Annotated in this window: 23 protein-coding genes, 1 tRNA gene and 1 pseudogene; 7 read left to right on the plus strand and 18 right to left on the minus strand. The window is 68.0% G+C overall.

The annotated features are described in order from the left end of the window. Nucleotides 1–11: 11 nt before the first annotated feature. The gene (locus ACE3N9_RS07805) at nucleotides 12–428 is read left to right on the plus strand and encodes a GtrA family protein (protein WP_374282551.1); all 417 of its coding nucleotides are present in this window, start codon (nucleotides 12–14) and stop codon (nucleotides 426–428) included. Continuing rightward, the gene (locus ACE3N9_RS07810; protein ID WP_374282553.1) at nucleotides 425–2,236 is read left to right on the plus strand and encodes a hypothetical protein; all 1,812 of its coding nucleotides are present in this window, start codon (nucleotides 425–427) and stop codon (nucleotides 2,234–2,236) included. The genes ACE3N9_RS07805 and ACE3N9_RS07810 overlap by 4 nt, the downstream gene beginning before the upstream one ends. Here ACE3N9_RS07810 and msrB read toward each other — a convergent pair. From msrB to ACE3N9_RS07830, 4 genes are all read right to left on the minus strand, one after another. Continuing rightward, nucleotides 2,194–2,685 (minus strand): peptide-methionine (R)-S-oxide reductase MsrB, encoded by a 492-nt coding sequence (gene msrB / locus ACE3N9_RS07815; RefSeq protein WP_374282555.1) that lies wholly within the window; start codon nucleotides 2,683–2,685, stop codon nucleotides 2,194–2,196. The two genes, ACE3N9_RS07810 and msrB, sit on opposite strands and share 43 nt — an antisense overlap. A gap of 65 nt (nucleotides 2,686–2,750) precedes the next feature. Then, complete coding sequence (locus tag ACE3N9_RS07820; protein ID WP_374282557.1) at nucleotides 2,751–4,088, minus strand: cytochrome P450; 1,338 nt, start codon at nucleotides 4,086–4,088, stop codon at nucleotides 2,751–2,753. 129 nt (nucleotides 4,089–4,217) lie between these two features. Continuing rightward, entirely contained in the window at nucleotides 4,218–5,456 is a 1,239-nt protein-coding gene (locus tag ACE3N9_RS07825) for an ABC transporter permease (protein ID WP_374282559.1), read from the minus strand. Beyond that, nucleotides 5,453–6,445 (minus strand): ABC transporter ATP-binding protein, encoded by a 993-nt coding sequence (locus tag ACE3N9_RS07830; RefSeq protein ID WP_374282561.1) that lies wholly within the window; start codon nucleotides 6,443–6,445, stop codon nucleotides 5,453–5,455. The genes ACE3N9_RS07825 and ACE3N9_RS07830 overlap by 4 nt, the downstream gene beginning before the upstream one ends. A 47-nt stretch (nucleotides 6,446–6,492) precedes the next feature. On the opposite strand from ACE3N9_RS07830, the gene queG reads away from it, so the two are divergent. Beyond that, nucleotides 6,493–7,563: a tRNA epoxyqueuosine(34) reductase QueG gene (gene queG / locus ACE3N9_RS07835; RefSeq protein WP_374282563.1), complete on the plus strand. Its 1,071-nt coding sequence runs from the start codon at nucleotides 6,493–6,495 to the stop codon at nucleotides 7,561–7,563. Between the two features lie 141 nt (nucleotides 7,564–7,704). Here the strand turns inward: queG and ACE3N9_RS07840 are convergent, their stop codons facing one another. Genes ACE3N9_RS07840 through ACE3N9_RS07875 form a run of 8 tightly spaced genes read right to left on the minus strand, consistent with a single transcriptional unit; the run spans nucleotide 7,705 to nucleotide 13,865 of the window. Then, the gene (locus ACE3N9_RS07840; RefSeq protein WP_374282565.1) at nucleotides 7,705–8,748 is read right to left on the minus strand and encodes a glycerophosphodiester phosphodiesterase family protein; all 1,044 of its coding nucleotides are present in this window, start codon (nucleotides 8,746–8,748) and stop codon (nucleotides 7,705–7,707) included. Then, complete coding sequence (locus ACE3N9_RS07845) at nucleotides 8,745–9,668, minus strand: bifunctional riboflavin kinase/FAD synthetase (RefSeq protein ID WP_374282659.1); 924 nt, start codon at nucleotides 9,666–9,668, stop codon at nucleotides 8,745–8,747. Before ACE3N9_RS07845 ends, ACE3N9_RS07840 begins: the two co-directional genes overlap by 4 nt. 2 nt (nucleotides 9,669–9,670) lie before the next feature. After that, a complete protein-coding gene (locus tag ACE3N9_RS07850; protein ID WP_374282567.1) occupies nucleotides 9,671–10,936 on the minus strand; it encodes a dipeptidase in 1,266 nt (421 codons plus the stop codon). Continuing rightward, the gene (locus ACE3N9_RS07855; RefSeq protein WP_374282568.1) at nucleotides 10,936–11,445 is read right to left on the minus strand and encodes a dihydrofolate reductase; all 510 of its coding nucleotides are present in this window, start codon (nucleotides 11,443–11,445) and stop codon (nucleotides 10,936–10,938) included. The genes ACE3N9_RS07850 and ACE3N9_RS07855 overlap by 1 nt, the downstream gene beginning before the upstream one ends. Continuing rightward, on the minus strand, nucleotides 11,442–12,494 hold the full coding sequence (locus ACE3N9_RS07860) for a 5-(carboxyamino)imidazole ribonucleotide synthase (RefSeq protein WP_374282570.1): 1,053 nt from the start codon (nucleotides 12,492–12,494) through the stop codon (nucleotides 11,442–11,444). The genes ACE3N9_RS07855 and ACE3N9_RS07860 overlap by 4 nt, the downstream gene beginning before the upstream one ends. 5 nt (nucleotides 12,495–12,499) lie before the next feature. Continuing rightward, nucleotides 12,500–12,988 (minus strand): 5-(carboxyamino)imidazole ribonucleotide mutase, encoded by a 489-nt coding sequence (gene purE / locus ACE3N9_RS07865; RefSeq protein ID WP_374282572.1) that lies wholly within the window; start codon nucleotides 12,986–12,988, stop codon nucleotides 12,500–12,502. 2 nt (nucleotides 12,989–12,990) lie between these two features. After that, nucleotides 12,991–13,677 carry a 2,3-diphosphoglycerate-dependent phosphoglycerate mutase gene (gpmA, locus tag ACE3N9_RS07870; RefSeq protein ID WP_374282574.1) on the minus strand — a complete coding sequence of 229 codons (687 nt, stop codon included), beginning with the start codon at nucleotides 13,675–13,677 and terminating at the stop codon, nucleotides 12,991–12,993. A 44-nt stretch (nucleotides 13,678–13,721) separates the two neighbouring features. Further along, nucleotides 13,722–13,865 (minus strand): hypothetical protein, encoded by a 144-nt coding sequence (locus tag ACE3N9_RS07875; protein ID WP_374282576.1) that lies wholly within the window; start codon nucleotides 13,863–13,865, stop codon nucleotides 13,722–13,724. Nucleotides 13,866–14,022: 157 nt separating this feature from the next. Here ACE3N9_RS07875 and ACE3N9_RS07880 point away from each other — a divergent pair. After that, a tRNA-Thr gene (locus tag ACE3N9_RS07880) sits at nucleotides 14,023–14,097 on the plus strand. Between the two features lie 300 nt (nucleotides 14,098–14,397). Here ACE3N9_RS07880 and ACE3N9_RS07885 read toward each other — a convergent pair. Together ACE3N9_RS07885 and ACE3N9_RS07890 are read right to left on the minus strand one after the other, a co-directional pair. Beyond that, nucleotides 14,398–14,466: pseudogene (locus ACE3N9_RS07885) on the minus strand (transposase); the annotation flags it as partial. Nucleotides 14,467–14,545: 79 nt separating this feature from the next. Next, complete coding sequence (locus ACE3N9_RS07890; RefSeq protein WP_374282578.1) at nucleotides 14,546–15,733, minus strand: enolase C-terminal domain-like protein; 1,188 nt, start codon at nucleotides 15,731–15,733, stop codon at nucleotides 14,546–14,548. A gap of 156 nt (nucleotides 15,734–15,889) precedes the next feature. Between ACE3N9_RS07890 and ACE3N9_RS07895 the strand changes: the two genes are divergently transcribed. The 3 genes from ACE3N9_RS07895 (at nucleotide 15,890) to ACE3N9_RS07905 (ending at nucleotide 19,296) form a co-directional block, all read left to right on the plus strand. Then, nucleotides 15,890–16,936: an MBL fold metallo-hydrolase gene (locus tag ACE3N9_RS07895; RefSeq protein WP_374282580.1), complete on the plus strand. Its 1,047-nt coding sequence runs from the start codon at nucleotides 15,890–15,892 to the stop codon at nucleotides 16,934–16,936. A gap of 108 nt (nucleotides 16,937–17,044) precedes the next feature. Beyond that, nucleotides 17,045–17,971 (plus strand): 5-dehydro-4-deoxyglucarate dehydratase, encoded by a 927-nt coding sequence (kdgD, locus tag ACE3N9_RS07900; protein ID WP_374282661.1) that lies wholly within the window; start codon nucleotides 17,045–17,047, stop codon nucleotides 17,969–17,971. Continuing rightward, nucleotides 17,968–19,296, plus strand: coding sequence for an enolase C-terminal domain-like protein (locus tag ACE3N9_RS07905; protein WP_374282582.1), 1,329 nt, complete (start codon nucleotides 17,968–17,970; stop codon nucleotides 19,294–19,296). Before kdgD ends, ACE3N9_RS07905 begins: the two co-directional genes overlap by 4 nt. Before the next feature lie 4 nt (nucleotides 19,297–19,300). On the opposite strand, the gene ACE3N9_RS07910 is transcribed toward ACE3N9_RS07905, so the two are convergent. The 4 genes from ACE3N9_RS07910 to ACE3N9_RS07925 form a co-directional block, all read right to left on the minus strand. Continuing rightward, complete coding sequence (locus tag ACE3N9_RS07910; protein WP_374282584.1) at nucleotides 19,301–20,332, minus strand: mannonate dehydratase; 1,032 nt, start codon at nucleotides 20,330–20,332, stop codon at nucleotides 19,301–19,303. 136 nt (nucleotides 20,333–20,468) lie between these two features. Further along, nucleotides 20,469–22,025, minus strand: a complete 1,557-nt coding sequence (locus ACE3N9_RS07915; RefSeq protein ID WP_374282586.1) for an aldehyde dehydrogenase (NADP(+)) — start codon at nucleotides 22,023–22,025, stop codon at nucleotides 20,469–20,471. 103 nt (nucleotides 22,026–22,128) lie between these two features. Further along, nucleotides 22,129–23,013 (minus strand): LysR family transcriptional regulator, encoded by an 885-nt coding sequence (locus ACE3N9_RS07920; protein WP_374282588.1) that lies wholly within the window; start codon nucleotides 23,011–23,013, stop codon nucleotides 22,129–22,131. A 19-nt stretch (nucleotides 23,014–23,032) separates the two neighbouring features. Then, nucleotides 23,033–24,304 carry a glucarate dehydratase family protein gene (locus tag ACE3N9_RS07925; protein WP_374282590.1) on the minus strand — a complete coding sequence of 424 codons (1,272 nt, stop codon included), beginning with the start codon at nucleotides 24,302–24,304 and terminating at the stop codon, nucleotides 23,033–23,035. Between the last annotated feature and the right edge of the window lie 128 nt (nucleotides 24,305–24,432).

The raw sequence follows: 24,432 nt of genomic DNA on the forward strand, positions 1-24,432 counted from the left end.
GGGGCAGGCCGGTGGGCGACCTGCTGTGGCGGCTGCGCCAGGTGGTGCTGGTGCGCTACCTCGGCGCCAGCGTGATCGCGCTGGGCTGCGACATGGCCAGCTTCCTGGCGCTGCTGGAACTGGGCCTGGCGCCCGGACCGGCATCGGCGGCGGGCTATGGCCTGGGCATCGTGGTGCACTGGCTGGTATCCAGCCGCAAGGTGTTCGGCGATAGCGTGGCCCGCCACGGCGCGGCCCGCACCCGGCAGAAGGCGCTGTTCGTCGTCTCCGCGCTGATTGGCCTCGCCGTGACCACGCTGATCGTCGGCGCGGGCAGCATGCTCGGGCTCGATCCGCGCCTGGCCAAGTTGGTCGCGGTCGGCGCGAGCTTTACCGTGACCTGGCTGCTGCGCGACGTGGTCGTGTTCCGCCGGGATCTTGCAGCATGACTGAACCGACCGCCCCCGCCGTGTTCTGGCGGCGGATCGTGCTGGCCTGGCTGGGCGTGGCGCTGATCATGCTGGTGCGCAACTGGGCGGCGATTGCCGCCGTTCGCTTTCCCGATCCCGACGATGCGCTGCGCCTGGTGCAGGTCCGCGACCTGCTGGACGGGCAGGGCTGGTTCGACCTGCGGCAATACCGCATCGATCCGCCGGTCGGCACGCCGACCCATTGGTCGCGGCTGGTCGATCTGCCGCTGGCGCTGCTGATTGCCGCGCTGCGCCCGCTGCTGGGCCAGCCAGTGGCCGAACAGGTGGCGGCTACGCTGGTGCCGCTGCTGACCCTGCTGTGCGCCATGCTGCTGACCGCGCGGATCGCGCGGCGGCTGTTTGGCGAGCGCGCCGCCTATGGCGCCTGCGTGGTGTGGATCATGGCCCTGGCGGCGATGGTCCAGCTGCAACCGCTGCGGATCGATCATCACGGCTGGCAGATCGTCAGCCAGCTGGCCGCGCTGGCGGCGCTGTTCGATCGCGATGCGCGGCGCGGGGCACGACTTGCCGCCCTGGCGCTGGCCATCGGACTGTCGATCAGCCTGGAATTGCTGCCCTTCGCCGCGCTGACTGCGGGCGTGCTGGGGCTGCGCTGGCTGCGCGGCGGCGCGCCCCGGCGCGATGCGCTGGTGCAGCTGCTGCTGGTGCTGGCCGGAGCAAGCTGCGTGCTGTTCGTGGCAACGCGCGGGCTGGTCGCCGATAGCCACTGCGATACCGTTTCCCCGGCCCTGCTGGCCGCCTTCCTGCTCGCCGCGCTGCTAACCGGGGCGATTGCCCGGATCCGCCAGCTTGGCTGGCCGGTGCTGGTCGGGCTGCTGGTGCTGGCCGCCGGGCTGACCGGCGCGCTTTACCTCGCGCTCGCGCCGCAGTGCCTGGCCGGGCCCTTTGCCGAACTGGACCCGCTGGTCCGCACTTTCTGGTACGACAACGTGCTCGAAGGGCTGCCGGTCTGGCGGCAGGACCTGTCGACCATGGTGCAGATGATCATCCCGCCGCTGATTGGCCTGGCCGTCACGCTGTGGGCCTGGGCGCGCGACCTGGGCGGCCAGCGCGAGGCGCTGGGCGAATTCGCGCTGCTGCTGGCTGGGGCGATAGTCATCGCGCTGCTGGTGTCGCGCTTCAGTTCGGTTGCGACCGCGATTGCCACGGTGCCGCTGGGCTTTGCCGTGTTCGAATGGCTCCGCCGCGCGCCGCGCCTGCCCACCGCGCTGCGGCTGCTGGCGCTGCCGGTGATCTTCATCTCGCTGGTGCCCGGCGTGGCCGTTGGCGCACTGCGCAATGCGCTGGCCCAGCCCGGCGCCCCGGCGCAGTCGGGCGATTCGCAGGTTACCGGGACCGGCTGCGGCCAGCCGCAATCGCTGACCGTGCTGGCCGGCTTGCCGCGCGCCACGCTGTTCGCCCCGTTCGAGATCGGCCCCAGCCTGCTGGTCAGCACCCCCCACGCGGTGATCGCGACCGGCCATCACCGCTCTGCCCCGTCGATCGAGGCCGTGATCAAGGCGTTCACCGCCGCGCCCGGCCAGGCCGAAGCGCTGGTCCGCCGGCACGGGGCCACCCATCTGGTGACCTGTTCCGACCTGATCGAGGCACGCAATTACGTCCGCCTGGCGCCGCAGGGGCTGATGGCGCAGCTGCTGGCCAACCAGCCGCCGCACTGGCTGGAACGCGTACCGCTCCCGGGCGAAGCCGGAACCCTGACGCTGTGGCGCGTGGTTCCGCCGGCTCAGCCCGGACGGAACAGCAAGGCGTCGCCGTTCATGCAGTAACGCTTGCCGGTGGGCTTCGGCCCGTCGTCAAACACGTGGCCGAGGTGCCCGCCGCAGCGGGTGCAGTGCACTTCCTTGCGCGGATAGCCGGTTTCCCAATCGGTCGAATAGGCGACCGCGCCGGGCAGCGGTGCCCAGAAGCTGGGCCAGCCGGTGCCGCTGTCGAACTTTGTGCCGGAACTGAACAGCGCCTGCCCATCGGCCGCGCAGGTGAAGGTGCCCTTGCGGTGTTCCTTCAGCAGCGGGGATGTGCCGGGTACTTCGGTGCCCTTTTTGCGCAGGATGTAATACTGCTCGGCCGTCAGCCGCCGCTTCCATTCGCCGTCGCTGAACTGCACCGGATAGCCCTTGGCCTGGGCCTTGTCGCAGGCCGCCAGCGCGGGCAGCGCCGCCGATGCCGCCAGCCAGCGCAGCATCGCGCGGCGCGGCAGGGTTGCCGTGTGATCCATGATCGTTCTCCCGGACGCGGCCGGTGATACGGCCGCTGTCCGGGAAGCAATGTAGGGCAGGCGGATCAGAACTTCGAGAGGGTCACTTCCATTCGGGTATGGCCATGGACGAAGTTGTTGCGGGTGCGTTCGACCTTGCCGGTCAGGTTCACGCGCATCCGCCGCTCGTGCATTTCCTCCATCAGCACGCGCAGCTGCAGTTCCGCGAGGCGCGCGCCGACGCAGCGGTGGATGCCATAGCCGAAGGCCACGTGGCGCCGCGCGTTCTCGCGCGTCAGGTCCAGCTTGTCGGCATTGGGGAACACGCTTTCATCGCGGTTGCCCGAAATGTACCACAGCGCCAGCTTGTCGCCCGCCTTGACCTGTTGCCCGAACAGGTCGGCATCCTGGGTGGCGGTGCGGCGCATGTGCGCCAGCGGGGTGACATAGCGGATGCATTCCTGCACCCCGTTGGTGATGACCGAAGGGTCGGCCTCGAACAGCGCGCGCTGGTCGGGGAACTTGTCGAGCGCGTGGACGATGCCCGACATGGTGTTGCGGGTGGTGTCGTTGCCCCCCACGATCAGCAGGATCAGGTTGCCCATGAATTCCTGCGGGCTCATGTGGTTCATCGCGTCCGAATGGATCATCATCGAGATCAGGTCGCGGCTGGGCGGCTTGCCCATGCGGTCCAGCCACAGCCCCTTGAAGTAGGTCGCCATCTCGGTGAAGATCTGCCAGCGGGTTTCCGCCAACTCGCGCGCGAAGCTCAGCTCAACATCGCCCGCCCAGTCCGACCAGAAGGTCAGCAGGCGGCGATCCTGCCAGGGAAAGCCGAACAGGATCGCGAGCATCCCGGTGGTCAGCTCGATCGAGACCTTGTCGACCCAGTCGAACTGTTCGTCCCACGGCAGGCTGTCGAGCACGCCCTGGGTGCGGGCGCGGATTTCGGCCTCCATCTTGGCCACTTCGCTGGGGGTGAAGCCTTCGGACACGGTGCGGCGCTGGCCGGTGTGTTCGGGCCGGTCCATCGCGATGAACATCGGCAGGCGGCGTTCCTCAAGCTCTTCCGGCGCGATGTCGCGCGGCGGTTCGGTCAGGGTGATCCCGCCGTACCGCCACGAGGACGAGTAGATTTCGGGCTGCGATTCGACGTGCTGGATCGTTTCCACCGTGGTGACGTTCCAGAAATCGCCATAGGGCGTGCCGGTAATCTTGTTGACCGGGGCCTGGGCGCGCATCTCGGCAAAGATCGGCTGCCAGGTATCATCGCGGTACAGGGCAGAGTTCGACACGTCCCAGCGCTGGGTATGAGCCTGCAGCTCGTGCCCGTGTTCCTTGAGCCACCCGGCGAAGGCTTCGGCGGCGGTGGGCGAACTGCGGTAGGTCAGCGGCGAATCGGCAGCAATCGGTTGAGTTGCCATGAAAAATCCTCTCACGCGCAATCGCACGTAATGCGTTGCTCTTGCGAACTTATCTACCTTAACTTACTCGATTGTCAATAGCGGCCCATCGGTGATTCCGCCCGGTTTGCCGTGCCTGAGCGCCCGCCTTCAGCGGGCGAAGGCGCGCTTCAGCAGGCCGCCTTTCGGCTTGCCGCCGGCCGAACCGCTTTTCATCACCCGCTTGCGGAACAGGTTGGCCCCGGCCCGCACGCACAGCGCCACGCAGACCACTTGCCAGGCCAGCGCCAGGGCGTGGGGCCACAGGCGCGGGTCCTGCGCCGCGCGCGCCAGCATGGTGAAGGGCGAGGAGAACGGGATCGTCGCCGCCGCCAGTTCGACCACGCTGCCCGGCTGGGCCATGGCATAAGAGGCGAAGAAGAAGTTCAGCAGCTGCAGCATGGTCACCGGCATCGACAGCGTCTGCACTTCGCGCACGGTGCTGGCCATCGACCCGATCGCCAGGAACAGCGAACCGAGCAGCAGGTAGCCCATCGAGAAGTACAGCACGCCCAGGCCCAGGAAAGCCGCCCAGCCGACCGCCGGAGCGGGATAGTCCTGCAGCGAATGGCCCGACACCAGCCACACCGTGCCGCCCATCATGCCCCACACCGTGATCCCGACCCAGCTGACCGCCAGCATGGCGAACAGCTTGCCCAGGAACACCGCGTCCATCGGGATCGCGGCGGCCAGCACTTCGATGATCTTGTTGCCCTTTTCCTCGACCAGGTTGGACAGCACCATGCCGGCCAGCAGCATGGTCAGCAGGAACAGCACGGTCTGGCCCAGCTGCGCGGTCACCAGCCGGCTGCGGGTCTGGTCTGCCGTGGTCTGGCTGGTGATCGGGGCCAGCGTCACCTTGGGAAAGGTGCTGGGCGCGCTTTGCCGGGCTTCGGCGGCGACCAGCCCGACCGGGCCCTGCCAGCGTTCGATCAGGTCCTGCGATCCGGTCAGCACGGGCTGGTCCAGCGTGCCGGTGACCACCGCAGCCAGGTTCAGCCGCTTGTCCGACAGCGCGGCGCGCGCGTCGAATGCCTGGCCGGGCGGCACTTCGGCCACCTTGACCACCACCGGCAGGAGGCCCAGCTGCGGCGCCAGCCGCTCGTAGGCGGCGGTCATCGCCGCCATGTCTGCCGGGGCCATGGCGATGCCCAGTTCCGGGCGCACGGCCTGTTCCTGCACGCGCTGGCCGATCCCGCCCGCGAGGCCGCCGACCAGCATCGGGAACAGCGGCCCCAGCAGGAAGAAGAAGAAGCTGCGCGAAAACAGGATCGCGGTGAAATCGCGCCGCGCGATCACCAGCGCGGCGGCCATGGTCGACAGGCGGCCACTGCGGGGCTGGACACTCATCGGGCAGTCTCCTCGTCAGGGCTGGCTTCCAGCGCGCGGGCCGCAGCCTCGCCGGCAATGGCGACAAAGGCATCGTGCAGCCCGGCGCGTTCGATCGACAGCGAGAGGATCCCCGCTTCGCCCTCGATCAGCGCGCGCAGCAGGGGTTCGATCCCGCTGTCGGGCAGCGAGAAGTACCAGAAACTGCCTTCGCGCCGCGCCTCGGCGGGCAGGGCGGCGCGCCACGGGCCGTCAGCCGCGCGGGTTTCCAGCCGCACTTGCGGGCGGATACGGTCGCGCGCCACGTCAACCGGCCCGGCGAAGGGCACCTTGCCTCCGGCAATGATCGCCACCTCGTCGCACAGCCGTTCGGCATGGGCGATGACGTGGGTGGAAAAGATCACTGTGGTGCCCTTTTCCGCCAGCCCCCGGATCATCCGTTCGAGCTTGCCCTGGTTCAGCGCGTCGAGGCCGGAAAACGGCTCGTCGAACACCACCAGCCGGGGTTCGTGGACCAGCGTGCCCAGCAATTGCACCTGCTGCGCCATGCCTTTCGACAGCTGGCGGATCTGGCGGTCGATCGCATAGCCCAGGCCATGGGCCTCAAGCAGTTCCTTGCCCCGGCGGCGCCCTTCGGCCAGCGGCAGCCCGCGCAGCGCGCCCATGAAGGCGATCGCCTCATACGCTTTCATCGAGGGGTAAAGCCCGCGCTCCTCGGGCAGGTAGCCGATGGTGTGGGCCACTTCGTGCGGGCGGTCGTGCCCCAGCACGCGGCGCACGCCTTCGTCCGGGTCGATGATCCCCAGCAGCATCCGCAGTGTGGTGGTCTTGCCCGCGCCGTTGGGGCCAAGGATGCCATAGATCGCGCCTTCGGGCACCGACAGGTCGACCCCGTCGACGGCGGTGAACCCGTCGAAGCGCTTGATCAGTCCGCGGGCCTCGATCGCCAGATTAACCTTGTCCGGCGCCGTTGCCGCGCTGCTCCCCATCTGCCATTCCCCCGGTCTCATGGTTGCGCCGCATAATGGGGCGCGGGTGAAGAAGGGCAACAGGAAGTTTGGTTAACGCGGCGGCAATCACTGCGCTGAAGCAAGATCTCGCGGCAGAAGCGGCGCGGCTGGGCTTTGCCGCCTGCGCAATCGCGCCTGCGGCAGAGGACCCGCTGCGCGCCGCCCGGCTGGAACAATGGCTGGACGCCGGGATGCACGGGCAGATGCAGTGGATGGCCGACCGGCTGCATCACCGCCGCAGTCCGCAAGGGCTGTGGGACGAAGCCCGCAGCGTGGTGGCCCTGGGGATGAGCTATGCCCCTGCCGCCGATCCGCTCGCCCTGGAAGGTCGGGGGGACCGGGCGCGGATCTCGGTCTATGCCCAGGGGCGCGATTATCACGATGTGGTCAAGAAGGCGCTCAAGGCCTTGGCGCGCTGGCTGGTCGATCAGGCGGCGCGGCGGGGGCTGGGGGACATTGGCGTCAAGGTGTTCGTCGATACCGCCCCGGTGATGGAAAAGCCGCTGGGCCAGGCCGCGGGGCTGGGCTGGCAGGGCAAGCATACCAACCTCGTCAGTCGGGACCACGGCTCGTGGCTGTTCCTGGGGGCGATCTATACCACGCTGGCTTTCCCGCCCGATGCGCCGGGCCGCGACCGCTGCGGATCGTGCGATGCCTGCCAGCGCGCCTGCCCGACGGCGGCGTTCCCCGCGCCCTACCGGCTCGACGCGCGGCGCTGCATTTCCTACCTGACGATCGAGCACAAGGGTCCGGTGCCAGAGGAGTTCCGCGCCGCGCTGGGCAACCGCATCTATGGCTGCGACGATTGCCTGGCGGTCTGCCCGTGGAACAAGTTTGCCGATAGCGCGCGGCGGATGCAGGCCTTCCTGCCCCGCGCCGAACTGATCGCGCCGCGCCTCGCGGACCTGTTGGTGCTCGACGACGCGGGCTTTCGCGCGCTGTTTTCCGGCAGTCCGATCAAGCGCATCGGCCGCGACCGGTTCGTGCGCAATTGCCTTTACGCAGCGGGGAACAGCGGGGACGCCGCACTTCTGCCGCAGGTGGGCGCGCTCTTGGATGATCCCGACGAAGCCGTTGCCGACGCCGCGCGCTGGGCGCTGGAGTCCTTGTCCGGCTGACGCCGGTGCGGACAGGCCATCCCAGCCCGCTCCCCCGGCCCGACCACCCACGGAAGTGTATCCTGAATGGGTGGTCGGGCCGGGGGAGCGGGCTGGTGTTGCAAGCTGATCGCGGAGGCGATCAGCGCACCGGTCCAAAATTCAACGCTTGCGCCGCGCTTCGAGCTGCCTGGCCAGTTCTGCTTCCTGCACCGGGTTGCGCTTGTTGTAGGCGGGGTGCAGCGCCGGGCCGACGGCGTAGATGTCCTCGACCCAGATGTAGCCGGTGAAGCTGCTCGGCACCTGGCCGATCTGTTCGGGCAGGCTCAAACCCATGTCGCGGTCCTTGCCCCAGGCGCCCAGCACCACCACCTTGGCGCCGACGCTGTCCATCCGTGCGATCAGGCGGTTCGGCCAGCCGGCAAAGGCCCACTGGTAGTTGATCGGGACAAAGATCGTGCCGTTGCGGCAGCTTTCGGGCACCACGGTGAACCACCCGGTCTTGAGATAGTCGGTGGTGCAGGCCTTGGCTTCGCCCAGCGAGAAGGCCCAGGCCTTGGGGTACAGCTGGCGAATCCGCGTGACCGGCCCCTGCGCGCCGTAGAAGCCGTCGCCCACTTTCTCCACATCGCGTCCGGCAGCTTTCAGCGCCTTGGCCAGCAGGTCCGCTTCGCCCGGATCCTTCGACTTGAAATTGAACAAGAGCGGCCGGTCGGGCAGGGCGGCCACGGCTTCGGCCACACTGGGGATCGCCCCCACGCCCTGGCCCCGCAGCGGATATGTCTTGCCGCCATCGGCCGTGTAGCCATGGCCCGCGTCGAGCGCTTTCAGCTGGGCCAGGGTCGCCTGCCGCACCTCGCCGCTGCCATTGGTGCGGCAATCCAGCTTCCAGTCATGGAACAGGGCGATCTGGCCATCGGCGGTCGGGGCGACATCCACCTCGATCATCTGCGCGCCCAGCCGCTGGGCGGTGAGCATCCCCGACAGGGTATTTTCAAGGTAATCGTGAACCGGCGGCTCGATCCGGGTGGCGGTGCAGGTGTCGCGCCCGACGCCGCGATGGTCGAACAGCTGGTGCGCGCCGCGATGCGCGATCAGCTTGGGATAGCCGCGCGGCGCATCGGCCAGCCAGCTGGCGTTGATTACGGTCAGCGCCAGGAAGGCCACGGCCAGGACAAAGCCCGCGCGCTTCAGCCAGACGATCACGCCAGCAGCTCGCGCGCCTTCAGGCAATCGGCTTCCATCTGGCGGGTCAGCGCTTCCAGGCTGTCGAACTTCGCTTCGGGGCGCAGGAAGTGGTGGAACGCCACTTCGATTTCCTGGCCATACAGGTCACCCGAAAAGTCGAAGAAGTGCGGCTCAAGCAGTTCCTTGGGCGGATCGAAGCTGGGGCGGATGCCCAGGTTGGCCGCGCCGTGCAGCACGCGCCCGCCCGGCACCACCGCAGTCACCGCATAGATGCCGTAGCGCGGGCGCAGGTAGTTGCCCATGGCGAGGTTGGCGGTGGGAAAGCCGATCGTGCGGCCCACCTTGTCACCGTGCTGCACCGTGCCGCGAATCGCGAAGGGGCGGGTGAGGAGATGGGTAGCGAGGCCGCAGTCCCCGGCCTTCAGCGCATCGCGGATCCGGCTGGAAGACACCACCTCGCCCTCGTCCGCCACGGGGCCAACCGCCTTGGCGCGCAGGCCCAGCGGCGCGCCGAGCCGGGCCAGCACTTCGACATTGCCGCCGCGCGCCTTGCCGAAGGTGAAATCCTCGCCGGTCACCACGCCCGCCGCACCCAGCCGCTCGGCCAGCAGCTCGGCCACGAACTGCTCCGCCGTGGTCGCGGCCAGCGCGGCGTCGAAGTGGAACACCAGCATCGCATCGGCCCCGGCATCGGCGAACAGTTCCTGCCGCTGGTCCAGCGTGGTCAGCCGGAACGGCGCCGCATCGGGCACGAAGTAGCGCACCGGGTGCGGATCGAACGTCGCGACGATCGCCGGGCGGCCTTCGGCCCGCGCCCAGTCGATCGCCTGGCCGACCACGGCCTGGTGGCCGCGGTGGAACCCGTCGAAATTGCCCAGCGCGATGATCGCGCCGCGCAGCGAATCCGGCAGAGGCTGGCCCGCGTCGAGCCGCACGATGGTCATGGCCGGGCCGCTGCTCCCTGGGGCAGGGCCGCCAGCGGCACCATGCCGGCGCGCAGCACGCGCAGGGCATTGCCGCCCATCGCCGCGCGCACCTCGTCCGGGGTGAACCCTTCGTCGAGCAGCGCCTGGGTGACCTGGACCAGCTTCGACGTATCGAACCGCACCGTGGTGCCGCCGTCATAATCGCTGCCCAGCGCGACGTGCTGGATGCCCACCAGGTCGCGCACGTGTTTCATCGCCCGGGCGATCGAGCGCGGGCTGGTGTCGCAGATCGCGGCGTCCCAGTAACCGATGCCGATCACGCCGCCGGTCTTGGCCAGCTGGCGCAGTTCATCGTCCGACAGGTTGCGGTTGACCTTGCAGGTTGCCTGCACGCCGCCGTGGCTGGAGACCACCGGGCGGCGCGCCATGGCCAGCACTTCGCCGACGCACTGGTGGCTGCAATGGGCAATGTCGACCACCATGCCAAGGTCTTCCATCCGCGCCACCGCCTGCCGGCCGAGCGGGTTCAAGCCGCCCTTTTTCAGGCCATGCAGCGATCCCGCCAGCTCGTTGTCGAAGAAATGGGTCAGGCCCGCCATGCGAAAGCCGGCCGCGTGCAGCTTGTCGAGGTTGCCAAGCTGGCCTTCGAGGTTCTGCAGCCCCTCGATCGTCAGCAGCGCGCCGACCGGGGGATTGGCCTTGCCCGCGCGCGCCGCCAGCAGCGCATCCAGGCTCGCCGGATCGCTGACCTTGCGCAGCGCGCCATCGGCGCGCGCCGCCAGCAGCGCATCCAGGCTCGCCGGATCGCTGACCTTGCGCAGCGCGCCATCGGCGCGCGCCACTGCCCGGTCGAGCTTTTCGCCGTGGTAGAGCGAGCGCTGCAGCAGCGAACCCCAGGTCCGCACCGGCTGCAACTGGGCGATCACCAGGCCGGTGATGTTGTCGGTGTCGCTGCCATTGGCGTCATAGTTCTGGCCCTTGGGGCTCTTGGTCACGCTGGAAAACAGCTGCAGCGTGACATTGCCTTCGGCCAGGCGCGGCAGGTCCTCGTGCCCGCGGCTGGCGCGTTGCAGCACGTTGCGGTCCCACATCAGCGTGTCGGAATGGAGGTCGACGATCTGCAAGGTCTTGTGCAGGGCCTGCGCCTCGGCGCTGACCGGGATCAGTTCCTTGCCATCGACCTTGTTCATCTGCCCTTCGAGCCAGCCCGGCGCCACGCCGAAAAAGCCCGCCGCGGCCAGCCCCAGCACGGCCAGCGGCACCCATACCCTCTTGCGCATCAGCGATCCTCCCCCGGCGCAGGTTTACGCAGCAAGGTAACGAAATCAAACCCCGGCGTGCGCCCTTCGGCCGCGTGATGCTCGCGCCAGCTTTCCTGCCAGTCGCTGCGGTCGAATTCGGGGATATGGGTATCGCCGATCGGTTCGGCGTCGATCTCGGTCCATTCGATTCGCTGGGCCAGCGGCAGGAACTGGCGGTAGATTTCCGCCCCGCCGACCACGGCGACATGCGCGGCATTGGCCATGGCCAGCGCTTCTTCCACGCTGCGCGCCACTTCGGCGCCGTCCTCGGCCCAGGCGGGATCGCGGGTCAGCACGATGTGGCGGCGGCCGGGCAGCAGCCCGGGCAGCGAATCGAAGGTCTTGCGGCCCATCACCATCGGCAGGCCCATGGTCAGCGCCTTGAACCGGCGCAGGTCGGTGGGGATGTGCCAGGGCATCGCGCCATCAGCCCCGATCACGCCGTTCCTGGCCACGGCGACCACCAGGAAAACCTCGGGCCGGTTCACAGCGTCAGCCGGGTCACGTGGCCCATCTTGCGCCCCGGCCGGGCGGCGGCCTTGCCATAGAGGTGCAGGTGGTTGCACGGATCGGCCAGAAGCGCCGGCCAGTCGTGCGCGTCATCGCCGATCAGGTTGGTCATTTCCACGCCCCGCGCGGCCAGGCGCGGGTCGCCCAGCGGCAGGCCGCAGATCGCGCGGATGTGGTTTTCGAACTGGCTGGTCAGCGCGCCCTCGATCGTCCAGTGGCCCGAATTGTGGACGCGCGGGGCCATTTCGTTGAACACCGGGCCGCTCGCCGTGGCAAAGAATTCCAGCGTCAGCACCCCGACATAGTCGAGCCGTTCGGCCACCTTGCGTGCCAGGTCGCGCGCGGCGGGGACCTGCGCCAGTACGGCATCGCTGGCGGGCAGGCTGGAGGTATCGAGAATGCCGCCCTTGTGGACGTTTTCGGCGCTGTCCCAGAACACGATCGATCCGTCCGCGCCCCGGCACAGGATGACCGAGAATTCGGCGAAGAAATCGATGAACCCTTCATAGACCAGCGGCTGGTCGATGCGGATGCCTTCGGCATCGTGATCGGCCATGATCCGCCACTGGCCCTTGCCGTCATAGCCTTCGCGCCGGGTCTTGAGGATGCCGGGCGAACCGATCGTGTCGAGCGCGCGGGCGAGGTCCTCGGCGGTATCGACCGCCAGGAACGGGGCGGGGTTGCCGCCCAGCTCGGTCACGAAGCGCTTTTCGCTCAGCCGGTCCTGCGCCACTTCCAGCGCGCGGGCATTCGGTAGCAGCGGCACGCCCTGCAGCGCGGCGAGCGGACCGACGGGGACGTTCTCGAATTCATAGGTCACCACCGCGCAATCGGCGGCGAAAGTCGCGAGCGCAGCGGTATCGGTATAGGGCGCGTTGGTGAACTGGGCGCAAACCTCGGCCGCGATCGAATCGGCCTCGGGGGCATAGACGTGGCAGCGATAGCCCAGCTGCGCGGCGGCCATGGCCAGCATCCGCCCCAGCTGCCCGCCACCCAGGATGCCGATGGTTTCGCCGGGAGGGATCATGCCGTTCAGCTCGGCCGCTCGGCGACGCTGGCGGTCTGCGCGGCGCGGAACGCCTGCAGCCGCTCGGCCAGGGCCGGATCGCTGGTGGCCAGGATCGCGGCGGCGAGTAGCCCGGCGTTGGTCGCCCCGGCCTCGCCGATCGCCAGCGTGCCGACCGGGATCCCAGCGGGCATCTGCACGATCGACAGCAGGCTGTCCTGCCCGGACAGCGCGCGGGACTGCACCGGCACGCCCAGCACGGGCAGGTGGGTCATGCTGGCAACCATGCCCGGCAGGTGCGCCGCGCCGCCCGCCCCGGCAATGATCACCTTGAACCCGGCATCAGCCGCGCTTTCGGCAAATTCCACCAGCCGCTGCGGGGTGCGGTGCGCCGACACGATCCGCGCGTCATAGGCGACGCCCAGCTGGTCGAGCGCTTTCGCGGCGCATTGCATCGTCGCCCAGTCCGACTGGCTGCCCATGACGATGGCGACCGGGACAGGGGACGCGGTCATGCTCAGCGCTCCGACAGGTAGTAGCGCTCAAGCGCGTTCAGATTGTCGTCCAGCTCGTAGATGATCGGCTGGCCGGTGGGGATTTCGAGGCCGGTGATCTCGGCATCGGAAATGCCCGACAGGTGCTTGACCAGCGCGCGCAGGCTGTTGCCGTGGGCGGCGACCAGCACCGTTTCCCCGGCCTTCAGCTGCGGCACGATCGCCGCTTCGTAATAGGGCAGGACGCGGGCGATGGTGTCCTTCAGGCTTTCGGTCGACGGGATCGGGATCCCGGCATAGCGCTGGTCCTGCTTGAGGTCGAATTCGCTGCCATCTTCCAGCACCGGCGGCGGCGTGTCGAAGCTGCGGCGCCAGATCTTGACCTGGTCATCGCCGTGCCGGGCCGCGGTTTCGGCCTTGTCGAGGCCGGTCAGCCCGCCATAGTGGCGCTCGTTCAGGCGCCAGTCCTTGGTTTCGGGGATCCAGAGGCGTCCGGCGGCTTCCAGCGCATAGTGCAGCGTCTTGATTGCGCGGGTCTGGAAGCTGGTGAAGGCAACCGTCGGCAGCATGCCCTTGGCCTTCAGCAGTTCGCCGGCGGCCTGGGCTTCGGCCACGCCCTTTTCGGTCAGATCGACGTCCCACCAGCCGGTGAAACGGTTTTCCAGGTTCCATTGGCTCTGGCCATGGCGGACAAGGATCAGGCGCGGCACGGTATGCGTTCCCCCCACAGGTTCAAGGAAATGTCTGACCGCCCCTAGTGGCTGGGGGGCGCTTTGGGAAGGGCGGAGGCGTCGCTTCCGGCCATTTCGCGCGCCTGCTGCTTGCGGCGGCGCAGGTTCTCGCGCAGCTTCGCGGCCAGGCGCTCCTCGCGCGTCAGGTTCTGCCGGTCTTCATCCATCGGCCATCTCCTGCCGCCATGCGGGGCAAAGCTCAAGCCCTCCCGGCACCGGCATTTGCCCGGCGCAGCAAACGGAGGTTGACAAACCAGGGACCTGCGGCCAATAGCGCGCCCCTGCCCGGCGGGTCCGTCCCGTCCGGTGCGCGCGGAATGGTGTGCTGCTGTAGCTCAGTGGTAGAGCGCATCCTTGGTAAGGCTGAGGTCGGGAGTTCAATCCTCCCCAGCAGCACCATTCCGCAGCTTCTCCGCCCCAGATTTCTGCGCCTTCGGGACCCTTCCGGCAAACCCGCGCAGGTCTGCGCCGTTTGGGGCTGCCCCAGACCAAGCACAGGACAGAGACTCGATCTGATCGGGGCCGATCTGCGCAAAGCCAGGCCCGAGTCTCCAAACCCGGTTTTCCTGTCCTGAGGGGGTTTTGGAAGATTTTGGCTTAAGCGAAGCCGAGCGCGCCGAGACAGATGGCTGCGCTCGACCGGATCGTTGGATCTAGGGCCAGTGGCCAGCACCTTCCATGCGGCCCAACCGTGCCGGATGACAGCGAGTAGAGCGCCTGACGCACCAGGATCTTGAACATCAGCACCGGGTCGAATGGCGGCCTGCCATCATCGCCTCCGCCGTAACGTGAGCGAAGTGAATCAAATCAACCCATCAAAGGCCCGAGTTTTTCGAGGCGTCCAGGTTCAGAAAGCTCGACCTTCGGCCGATCGAGTTATTGCGATATAAGGTCGCTGCGCAGCAATTTTCTCATTGAGGACAGTGCCGAGGCCTGGGCGGTCGGGCAGCGCGGCAAAGCCATCCTTGATTTGTGGCACCAGACCTTCATGGAGGTCGAGTTCGAACTGTGAGGTATAGTCTCGAACTTCCTGCGCGAAGAAGTTCGGCGTGGCGGCGTCGAAGTGCAGGTTGACCAGCGCCCCCGCGCTTTCGTGCGGGCCGTGCGGGGCCATCTGGATGCGGTTGACTTCGGCCAGCGCGGCGATCTTGCGTGCTTCGCTGAGCCCGCCGCATGAGGCGATGTCGGGCTGGGCAAAGTCGATCAGGTGGCGGTTGAGATAGGGCGCGAAACCCCATTTGGTCAGCACCCGTTCCCCGGTGGCGAGCGGGGTGGTGGTGCGGGCGCGCAGCATCGCCCAATCCTCGACGTCGTCCATCTGGATCGGTTCCTCGACCCATAGCAGGTTGAGGTCCTCGACCCTGTGGAGATACTGCATCGCCTCGCGGGTGGAGAGCGTGCCGTCCATGTGGACCGCTAGCTCGTGATCCGGCCCGACCATTTCGCGCCAGCGCCGGGTCGCGGCGATCATCGCCCCGACCGAACCCTTGGGGGCCTGCACCCGGGTCGCGGTGATCCCTTGCGCCTTCTGCTCGGCGAAGATCGCCGGGGTCATGTCCATGGTGCTGCCATAGATCCGGATCGAGTCGCGCACCGCGCCGCCGAGCAGCTGGTGGATCGGCTGGCCCAGCGCCTGGCCCAGGATGTCCCACAGCGCGATGTCGATCGCGCTGATCGCCGCAGTCAGCGGCCCGCCGCGCCAGCGCGGGGCCTGGTAGAGCTCCTGCCACAAGGCTTCGATCCGGGTCGGGTCGCGCCCGATCAGCACCCGCTCGTTCTCCATGATCGCCGCCGCCGTCGCGACTTCCTTGCTGGTCTGCAAGGCGACGCCGAGCCCGGTGATGCCCTGGTTGGTATAGACCTTCACGAAGATCGAGCGCGGCGCGACCAGGAAGGTCTTGAGCGCGGTGATCCTGAGCCCGAGCGCACGGGCCTTTTCACGGGTTTCGGCGCTCAACCCGGTGCCAGTGCCAAGCATCGCCGCGCCCAAAATGGCCGATGCGCCCATCAGGGCATGACGCCGGGTGATCTGCATGGCTGGAGGTTCCCGTCTGGCTGTTATCCGGGGCCAGTCTAACCGCCTCCGCGCTTTCATACCAAGCACGCTTGGCGCATCGCTCGATACCGCCTCGGCATTGGCCAAGCGCACCCGTGCGGCGCAGTCTGGCTGCAAACGGGCAAAGGATGGGCGATGGACCGCAAGCTGATCTCGCTGGCTCTGGTCATGGTACTGGCGAGCGCCGCCGCCGCGCAGGACGCCGATTTACCGGCCGCCAGGCCGGTCAAGGACTATCCCCGCCCGGCCGAATTCCCCAAGGAAGACCACGCCAGGGCCGCGCTCTATCTCGCTCGGGCCAAGGCGATTGCCGGGCAGGACCTCTACGGCGATTTCGTCCACCGCTGCATCACCGATCCGCGCTATCGCCAGCGCGCCAATGCCTTGCAGTTCAATGGCTTGCTGGGGCCAGCCAAGGTCTTCGACCAACTCTATTTCGTCGGCCAGAACGCGGTTTCGGCCTGGGCGCTCGATACCAGCGGCGGGATCGTGCTGTTCGATGCGCTCAACAGCGAGGAAGAGGCGCGCGAGATCCTGGTTCCCGCGCTGAGGGCGCAGGGTCTCGATCCGGCGCGGATCAAATATGTGGTGATCACCCACGCCCACGGCGACCACTATGGCGGCGCGGCCTGGCTGCGCGATACCTACGGTGCGCGGCTGCTTTCCTCCGACCTCGACTGGAAAGCGATGGAAGCGATGCGCGCCAGCGGCAAGACGGTCGGCCCCTTCGCCCTGCCCCCGGTCCGCGATGTGACGATTGCCGATGGCGAGAAGCTGACCCTGGGCCAGACCACGTTGCAGTTCTTCGTCACGCCGGGACATACCGTCGGCACGGTCTCGACCATCTTTCCGGTGACCGACCGGGGTGCGCGCCACACCGTTGCCTACTTCGGCGGACTGGGCGCGCCGCGTGATCCAATGATGCGCTATCCGCACATCGCCTCGATGCAGCGCTTTGCTGGCCTTGCGGCAAAGGCGGGCGCGGATGCGCTGATCGCCAACCACCCGCTACAGGACGGCGCGTTCGAGAAGATCGAACTGCTGCGTTATCGCGGGGCAAAGGATGCCAACCCGTTCCTGGTCAGCGCGGACAAGCTGCGCCGCTATTTCGCCGTGCAGGCGGCCTGCAGCAAGCTGGGGCTGGTCCGCGCCGGGCTCGATCCCGAAGCCAGGGGGCAGTGAAGTCCTGATACCGAAGCGCTATCGATCAAGACAGGATTAGGTTTGGACCATACCGACGCGGCGATGGTAGCGCCGGGGCAACAGTTGAGATTGGGGAATAATACGATGATGTCACCGCAGGAAATGGCCGCCCGGATTGGATCGGGCCTCCTGTCATTTCCCGTCACCCATTTCGACGGTGATTTGCAGTTCGACGAGGCGTCCTATCGCCGCCATTGCGACTGGCTGCTGCAGTACGAAGTCGCCGGGCTGTTCGCTGCGGGCGGGACCGGGGAATTCTTCTCGCTCGATCCGGCCGAAGTGTCGCGGGTGGTCGCTGCCGCCGTCAACGAGACTGCGGGGCGGGTGCCGGTGATCTCGGGCTGCGGCTATGGCACTTCGATCGCCGTCGACATCGCCCAGGCTGCCGAGAAGGCTGGTGCCGATGGCGTGCTGCTGCTGCCGCCCTACCTGATGGTTCCGGGTCAGGAAGGCCTGGCCGCGCACATTGAGGCGGTCTGCCGCTCGACCAGCATGGGCGTGATCGTCTATAACCGCGACAATGCCATCGTCACCGAAGATACCCTCGCTCGCCTGTGCGAACGCAATCCCAACCTTGTCGGCTACAAGGACGGGGTCGGCGATGTCGAACTGATGATGCGCATCTACTGCAAGCTGGGTGACCGGCTGACCTACATCGGCGGGCTGCCGACGGCGGAAACCTTCGCCCCAGCCTATCTGGAGATGGGGGTCACCACGTACAGCTCGGCGATCTTCAACTTCATGCCGGAATGGGCGGTGGCTTTCTACAAGGCGGTGCGCGCCCGCGACAAGGCGGCGATCGTGCGCGAACTGAACAATTTCGTTCTGCCCTACATTGCGCTGCGCAACCGGGGGAAAGGTTACGCGGTGTCGATCGTCAAGGCCGGCTGCGAAGCGATTGGCCGTCCGGCCGGATCGGTGCGCCCGCCGCTGACCGACCTGTCTGCGGCCGAACGTGCGGAACTGGCCGCGCTGATCGAGCAGGCCAACGGCGCACTCGCCGCCGCGGCATGAGCCTTGCGCTCGCGATAACCGCCATGCGCGTGGTGCCCGTCGCCGGGCACGACGCGATGCTGCTCAACCTGTCGGGCGCGCACGCTCCGTTCTTCACCCGCAACGTCGTGGTGCTGACCGATGCCGACGGCAACACGGGGCTGGGTGAAGTGCCTGGCGGGGAAAGCATTCGCCAGACGCTGGAGGACGCGCGCGATCTGGTGATCGGCGCACGGCTCGGCAGCCATGCCGGGGTGATTACCGAGATCCAGCGCCGCTTCGGTAACCGCGATGCCGGAGGCCGGGGGCTGCAGACTTTCGACCTGCGCACCACGATCCACGCGATGACCGCGATCGAGGCGGCGATGCTCGACCTGCTGGGCCAGCACACCGGGCTGGCCGTGGCCGACCTGCTCGGCGAAGGCCGCCAACGCGACCGGGTCGAGATGCTGGGCTACCTGTTCTATATCGGGGACCGCCAGCGCACCGATCTGCCCTACCGCGATGAGAGCCAGTCCGTCGATGCGTGGGAGCGGCTGCGTAACGAAGCGGCGCTGACCCCCGAAGCCGTGGTCGCGCTCGCCCGCGCGGCGCAGGCGCGTTACGGCTTTCGCGATTTCAAGCTCAAGGGCGGGGTGCTTTCCGCCGACGATGAAGCCGAGGCCGTGCGCGCGCTCAAGGCGGCGTTCCCCGAAGCGCGGATCACGCTTGATCCCAACGGCGCCTGGGGTCTTGAAGAAGCGGTGCGGGTTTGTTCGGGCCTGACCGACGTGCTGGCCTATGCCGAGGATCCGTGCGGCGCGGAAAATGGCCGGGACGGACGCAGCGTCATGGCCGAATTTCGCCAGCGCACGGGCCTTCCCACTGCGACCAACATGGTCGCGACCGACTGGCCGCAAATGGTCGATGCGCTGCGCAAAGGGGCGGTCGACATCCCGCTGGCCGATCCGCACTTCTGGACCATGGCCGGCTCGGTCCGGGTCGCGCAATTGTGCCACGACTGGGGACTGACCTGGGGGTCGCACTCGAACAACCATTTCGACATTTCGCTGGCGATGTTCACCCACTGCGCGGCCGCCGCACCGGGCAAGATCACCGCGATCGACACGCACTGGATCTGGCAGGATGGCGAATACCTGACCAGGCAGCCGCTGCGGATCGAGGATGGCCACGTCGCCGTCCCGGCCCGTCCGGGGCTGGGGATCGAGCTGGACGAAGATGCCCTCGCCCGCGCCCATGCGCTCTATCTCGAACACGGTCTTGGCGCGCGCGATGATGCGATGGGGATGCAATACCTGATCCCCGGCTGGACCTTCGATCCCAAACGGCCCTGTCTGGTCCGTTAGGCGACTAGCCCAGGTGGTGCGCGGCCGCCTGCATCAGTCCCCGGATATGGCCATAGGCGAAAGCGAAGCTTTGCAGCGCGGCTTCGGGATGGCCGGGAACTTCGGGGACGTGGTCGGGCATCAGCATCCCGTCATAGCCGACCTCGTGATAGGTCAGCAGCGCGCGATACATGTCGATGTCGCCCTCGTCCGGGAACGCCTCGCGAAAGTGGCCGCGCCCGCCGACGATATTGCGGAAGTGGACGTTGAAGATCTTCCCCCGGCTGCCGAACCAGCGGATCACGTCAAAGATCTGCGTCGCGGGATCGGGCAGGTTCTCGCTGACCGTGCCCTGGCAGAAGTTCAGCCCGTGATAGGGGCTCTCGTTGATCGAAACGAAGCGCTTCAGCCCAGCGATCGTCCCCAGCACGCGGTGGACGCCCTGGTAGCCTTCGGGCGGGGTGCCCGGATCGTGCGGGTGGCAGGCAATCCGCACCTTGCATTCGTTGGCTACTGGCACCACCCGGTCGAGGAACCAGGTAATCCGTTCCCAGAACATGTCCTCGCTGACCGCGCCGGCGCGGCTCAGCGGCGTCGGCGGGGCGGCCTTGGCGGCGTCCCATTCCCCGAACAAGGCCCCGCCGCGCCCTTCGACATGGCCGGTGCGCAGCACGCCCAGGATGCTCATGTTGTACTTGATGCAGGGAATGCCCGCCGCCGCGGAATTGCGGATCAGCTGCTGGAACTGTTCGACATCGCGGTCGCGCTGGGGGCTGTCGGCCAGCATGATTGCGGGATTGCGTTCGCGGTCGATGTGCGATGAGGGCAGCATCGCCGGATCGAGAATGTCGAGCGACAGCTTGTGGCGTTCGGCCATGCGCCGCAGGTCGAGCAATTCATCGACCGTGGAATGGAGCCGCCCTTCGCTGAGCCGCGCCCGTGCGCAGACATTGGTCACGCCGTAGCGCGCCAGGTAGGCGAAGTGTTCGTCGTCGGCCGGACCGCTCTGGCAACCCAGCTTCATCCGCAGTGGGCTCTTGGCGGGCGCGCCGCGCACCGTCTTGGGCCCCTTGGGCCCCGTTGGCGCCGCCGCCAGCGGGGCGCTTTGGCCCCCCGCGATAGCCAACCCAGATCCGATCCCCGCCAGAAATACGCGCCGGTCCATTGCTTTCTCCTTGCTAAGTCGGGCCGGCTCACCACACGCGGCGCGGCAGGTTCCACGGGTTGGCCTCGCTCAAGGCCGCAGGCAGCAATTCCTCGGGCAGGTCCTGCAGGCAGACCGGGCGCAGGAAGCGCTCGATCGCCCGGGTGCCGACCGAGGTGGTGCGGCTGTCCGAAGTGGCCGGCCAGGGCCCGCCGTGGACCATCGCCGGACTGACCTCGACCCCGGTGCCGAAGCCGTTGGCGAGCACGCGCCCGGCCTTGTCCATCGCAGTGGGCAGCAGGCGGCGGACCGCATCGTGGTCGGCCGCGTTGAAGTGCAGCGCGACCGTGAGCTGGCCTTCGACCGCGCCCAGCACTTGTTCCATCGCGGCAAGATCGGCGCAGCGCACCACAAGTGCAGCCGGGCCGAACATCTCCTGATGGAGCGCAGGCTCGGCAAGGAAGGTCGCAGCGTCGGTGGTCAGCAGTTTGGCGGTGGCGCGCAGGTCCTGTGCCGGGCTTGCGGCCAGGGTCGTGACCCCGCCCTGCCCGGCCACCGCGCCCGAGGTGCGCGCGAAGTTGTCGCAGATGCCGGGGGTGAGCATCACGCCGGGCGTCCAGGCTTCGATCGCGGCGCTGGCAGCGGCGAGGAAGCGGTCGAGTGCCGGGCCTGCCAGGGCCACGACCAGCCCGGGATTGGTGCAGAACTGCCCGGTGCCGAGCGTGAGCGAGCCGACGAACGCCGCCCCGATCGCTTCGGCGGCTTCCTCCAACCGGTGCGGCAGCAACAGGACCGGATTGGTTGCGCTCATTTCGGCGTAGACCGGGATCGGCACTGGCCGCGCGGCGGCAGCCTTGACCAATGTCTCGCCCGCACGGCGCGAGCCGGTGAAACCGACCGCCTTGATCCGGGGATCGGCGATCAGCGCCTGTCCGACCGTGATCCCGCCATCCTGCAGGAACGAGAAGGTCCCGGCCGGAAAGCCGCTGGCCGTCACGGCAGCGGTCAAGGCCCGCGCCACCAATTCGCCGGTGCCGGGGTGCGCCGGGTGACCCTTGACCACCACCGGACACCCTGCGGCGAGTGCCGAGGCGGTATCGCCGCCCGCAACCGAGAAGGCCAGCGGGAAGTTCGACGCGCCAAACACCGCGACCGGGCCGAGCGCGCGCTGCGCCTGCCGCAAGTCGGGCTTGGGTCCGGCGGCGCGGGCCGGATCGGCGCGGTCGATCCGCACCCCGGCGTAGTCGCCCTCGCGCAATAGGGTGGCGAACAGGCGAAGCTGACCCACGGTCCGCCCGCGCTCGCCTTCGAGCCGGGGACGCGGCAGCCCGCTTTCGGCCATGGCGCGCTCGATCAGCTCGTCACCGATTGCCAGGATTGCTTCGCCCATCGCTTCGAGCAGCGCGGCGCGCGCAGTGGGGGCGCTGGCGGCCAAGGCGGGCGCGGCGGCAGCGGCGGCGGCCAGCGCGGGCTCGACCTCCTCGGCACCGGCGGTGCGGAACGCGGGTCCCAGCGCCGCGCCGCTGGCGGCATCGGTTCCGGTAAAACTCTCACCGCTGCCCGCCACGGGCTGTCCGGCAACAAACATCAGGCCTTCAACGGGCATGGGCAGGGATCCTTGGTTGAATATCATGTCTAGGCGGGCAGAGCGGGCGCGGACCAATCGCGAGGCGGGATTGATCGATACCGGCTGGTTATCGATCCCCGGGCTATTGCCCCGGCCAGGCCTTGAGCTGGCGCAGCAGGACTCCCAGCGCGGGGTTGTCGTTATCCTGCCGCCAGGCGGCATGCAGCTCGACGATCGGTTCGCAGTCCTCCAGCGGGCTGAACACCACGTCCTCGGGATGGAGCCGCGTCGAGCTTTCGGGAACGATGGCAAAGCCGTGCCCCGCACCGACCAGCATCAGCATCGAATGCATCTGCGCGAGGTGCTGGACGAGGCGCGGTTCGGCCTTGGCCTGGGCGAACAGCCCGGTCAGCAGATCGTGGAAATAGCGCGCCTTGTCCTGCGCGTTCATGATCAGCGGCAGCCCGTCAAAATCGGCCAGCTTGCGCGGACGCTCGTGCTCGGGGACCGAGGCGTGGCTGCACACGACAAAGCGTTCGCGCAGCACCAGCTGCGAGGCGAGTTCGGGGCGGCGCACCGGGGGACGCAGCAGCCCGATGTCGATCCGGCCCGAAAGCAGCGCCTCCATCTGCTCGGCGCTGACCATCTCCTTGAGGATGAAGCGCACCCCGTCCATCGCCTGCTGCAAGTGGCCCATGAAGCGCGGCAGGAAGCTGTAGCCCGAAGCCGCCGTGAACCCCAGGCTGACCATCCCGCGCTGCCCTTCGGCGGCGGCGCGCGCCATGGTGATCGCGCCGTCCGCCATCTCGACGATCCGGGTTGCTTCGGCGAGGAACGCCGAGCCTGCGGCGGTCAGCTTGACCGAGCGGCTCGAGCGGTGGAACAGCTCGACCTTGAGGATCCGTTCAAGCACCTGGATATGGCGGCTGAGCGGGGGCTGGGTCATGTTGAGGCGCGCGGCCGCGCGGCCGAAGTGCAGCTCCTCGGCCACGGCGACGAAACAGCGCAACTGGATCAGCTCGAACATGTCCGATCTCCCGCGCCTATCAGTAGCGCGGTTTGGCCGAAGCGAAAGCGGGATCGTACTTGCGCATCTGGCCGAGATCGTCGCGGGTCCGGATCGCGATCCTGTTGTAGGTCGCATGGCCGCGCGCCAGCCGTTCGGGATCGAGCGTGACGCCAAGGCCTGGCGCATCGCCCAGCGTCACGCAGCCGCCCGCGATCGGCACTTTGCCGCCTGCGATCACCTCGTCCGCTTCCTCGACCCAGGGGTAATGCGTGTCGCAGGCATAAGTCAGGTTGGGAGTCGCAGCGGCGAGGTGGCTCATCGCCATCAGGCTGATCCCGAGGTGCGAGTTGGAATGCATCGACAGGCCCAGGCCAAAGGTCCGGCACATCGCGCCCAGGTTTTGGCTCGCCCGCAGCCCGCCCCAGTAATGGTGGTCGGACAGCACGATCTGCACCGAGTTGAGCGCGATCGATTTGGGGAAGTGCTCGAACGCGGTGACCACCATGTTGGTCGCCAGCGGCAGGCCGGTGCGGCGGTGGAGTTCGCCCATCGCCTCAAGCCCGTCGACCGGGTCCTCGTAGTATTCGATCAGCGGCCCGAGCCGCTCGGCGCAGCGGATCGCGGTTTCCATTGACCAGGCGCCGTTGGGATCGATCCGCAGCGGCAGGCCGGGGAACGCCCGGGCCAGCGCCTCGATGCTCGCCACTTCGAGATCGGGCGGCAGGGTTCCGGCCTTGAGCTTGATCGAGCCGAACCCGTAAAGTTCGATCATCCGCCGCGCCTGGGCGACGATCTGTTCGGGCGTCACCGCCTCGCCCCATTCATCCGGGGCTTCCTCGGGCTCGATATGGCGGGCGTATTTGAAGAACAGGTAGGCGCTGAACGGCACCGCGCGCCGCACCGCTCCGCCCAGCAGGGCATGCAGCGGCAGCCCGGCGTGCTGCGCCTGCAGGTCGAGCAAGGCGACTTCGAAGGCCGAGACGCAATTCGCGAGCTGCCGCGCGGGATCGCTGCCGGGGGCCAGTTCCGCACCCGGCGCTGGCGGCGGCAGCGCCGCGACGGCCTCGGCACAGAGCCGGGTCAGGCCATTGAGGTCGAACGGATCGAGCCCGGCCAGAGCGGGCGCGACCGCCTGGAATGCACTCAGAGCCGCCGCATCGCCATAGCTTTCGCCGAGGCCCGTGCGGCCGCATTCGGTATGCACTTCGATAATCGAGCGCAGCGCATAGGGTTCATGGATCCCCGCCGCATTGAGCAGCGGCGGATCGCGGAAAGCGATCGGGGTGACCTTGACCTCGGCAATACGCATGGCTTGTTCCTCTCCAATCATGCTGATTGGCATGGTTCAGGTTCGAGACCAATTCCGAAGCGCTATCGATCAATGCCATCGCCCGGCTTGATCCGCGTGCCGCTTGGCGCGAAACCCGGCAGGATAAA

It is taken from the genome of Novosphingobium sp., assembly GCF_041905565.1.
Lineage (GTDB): Bacteria > Pseudomonadota > Alphaproteobacteria > Sphingomonadales > Sphingomonadaceae > Novosphingobium.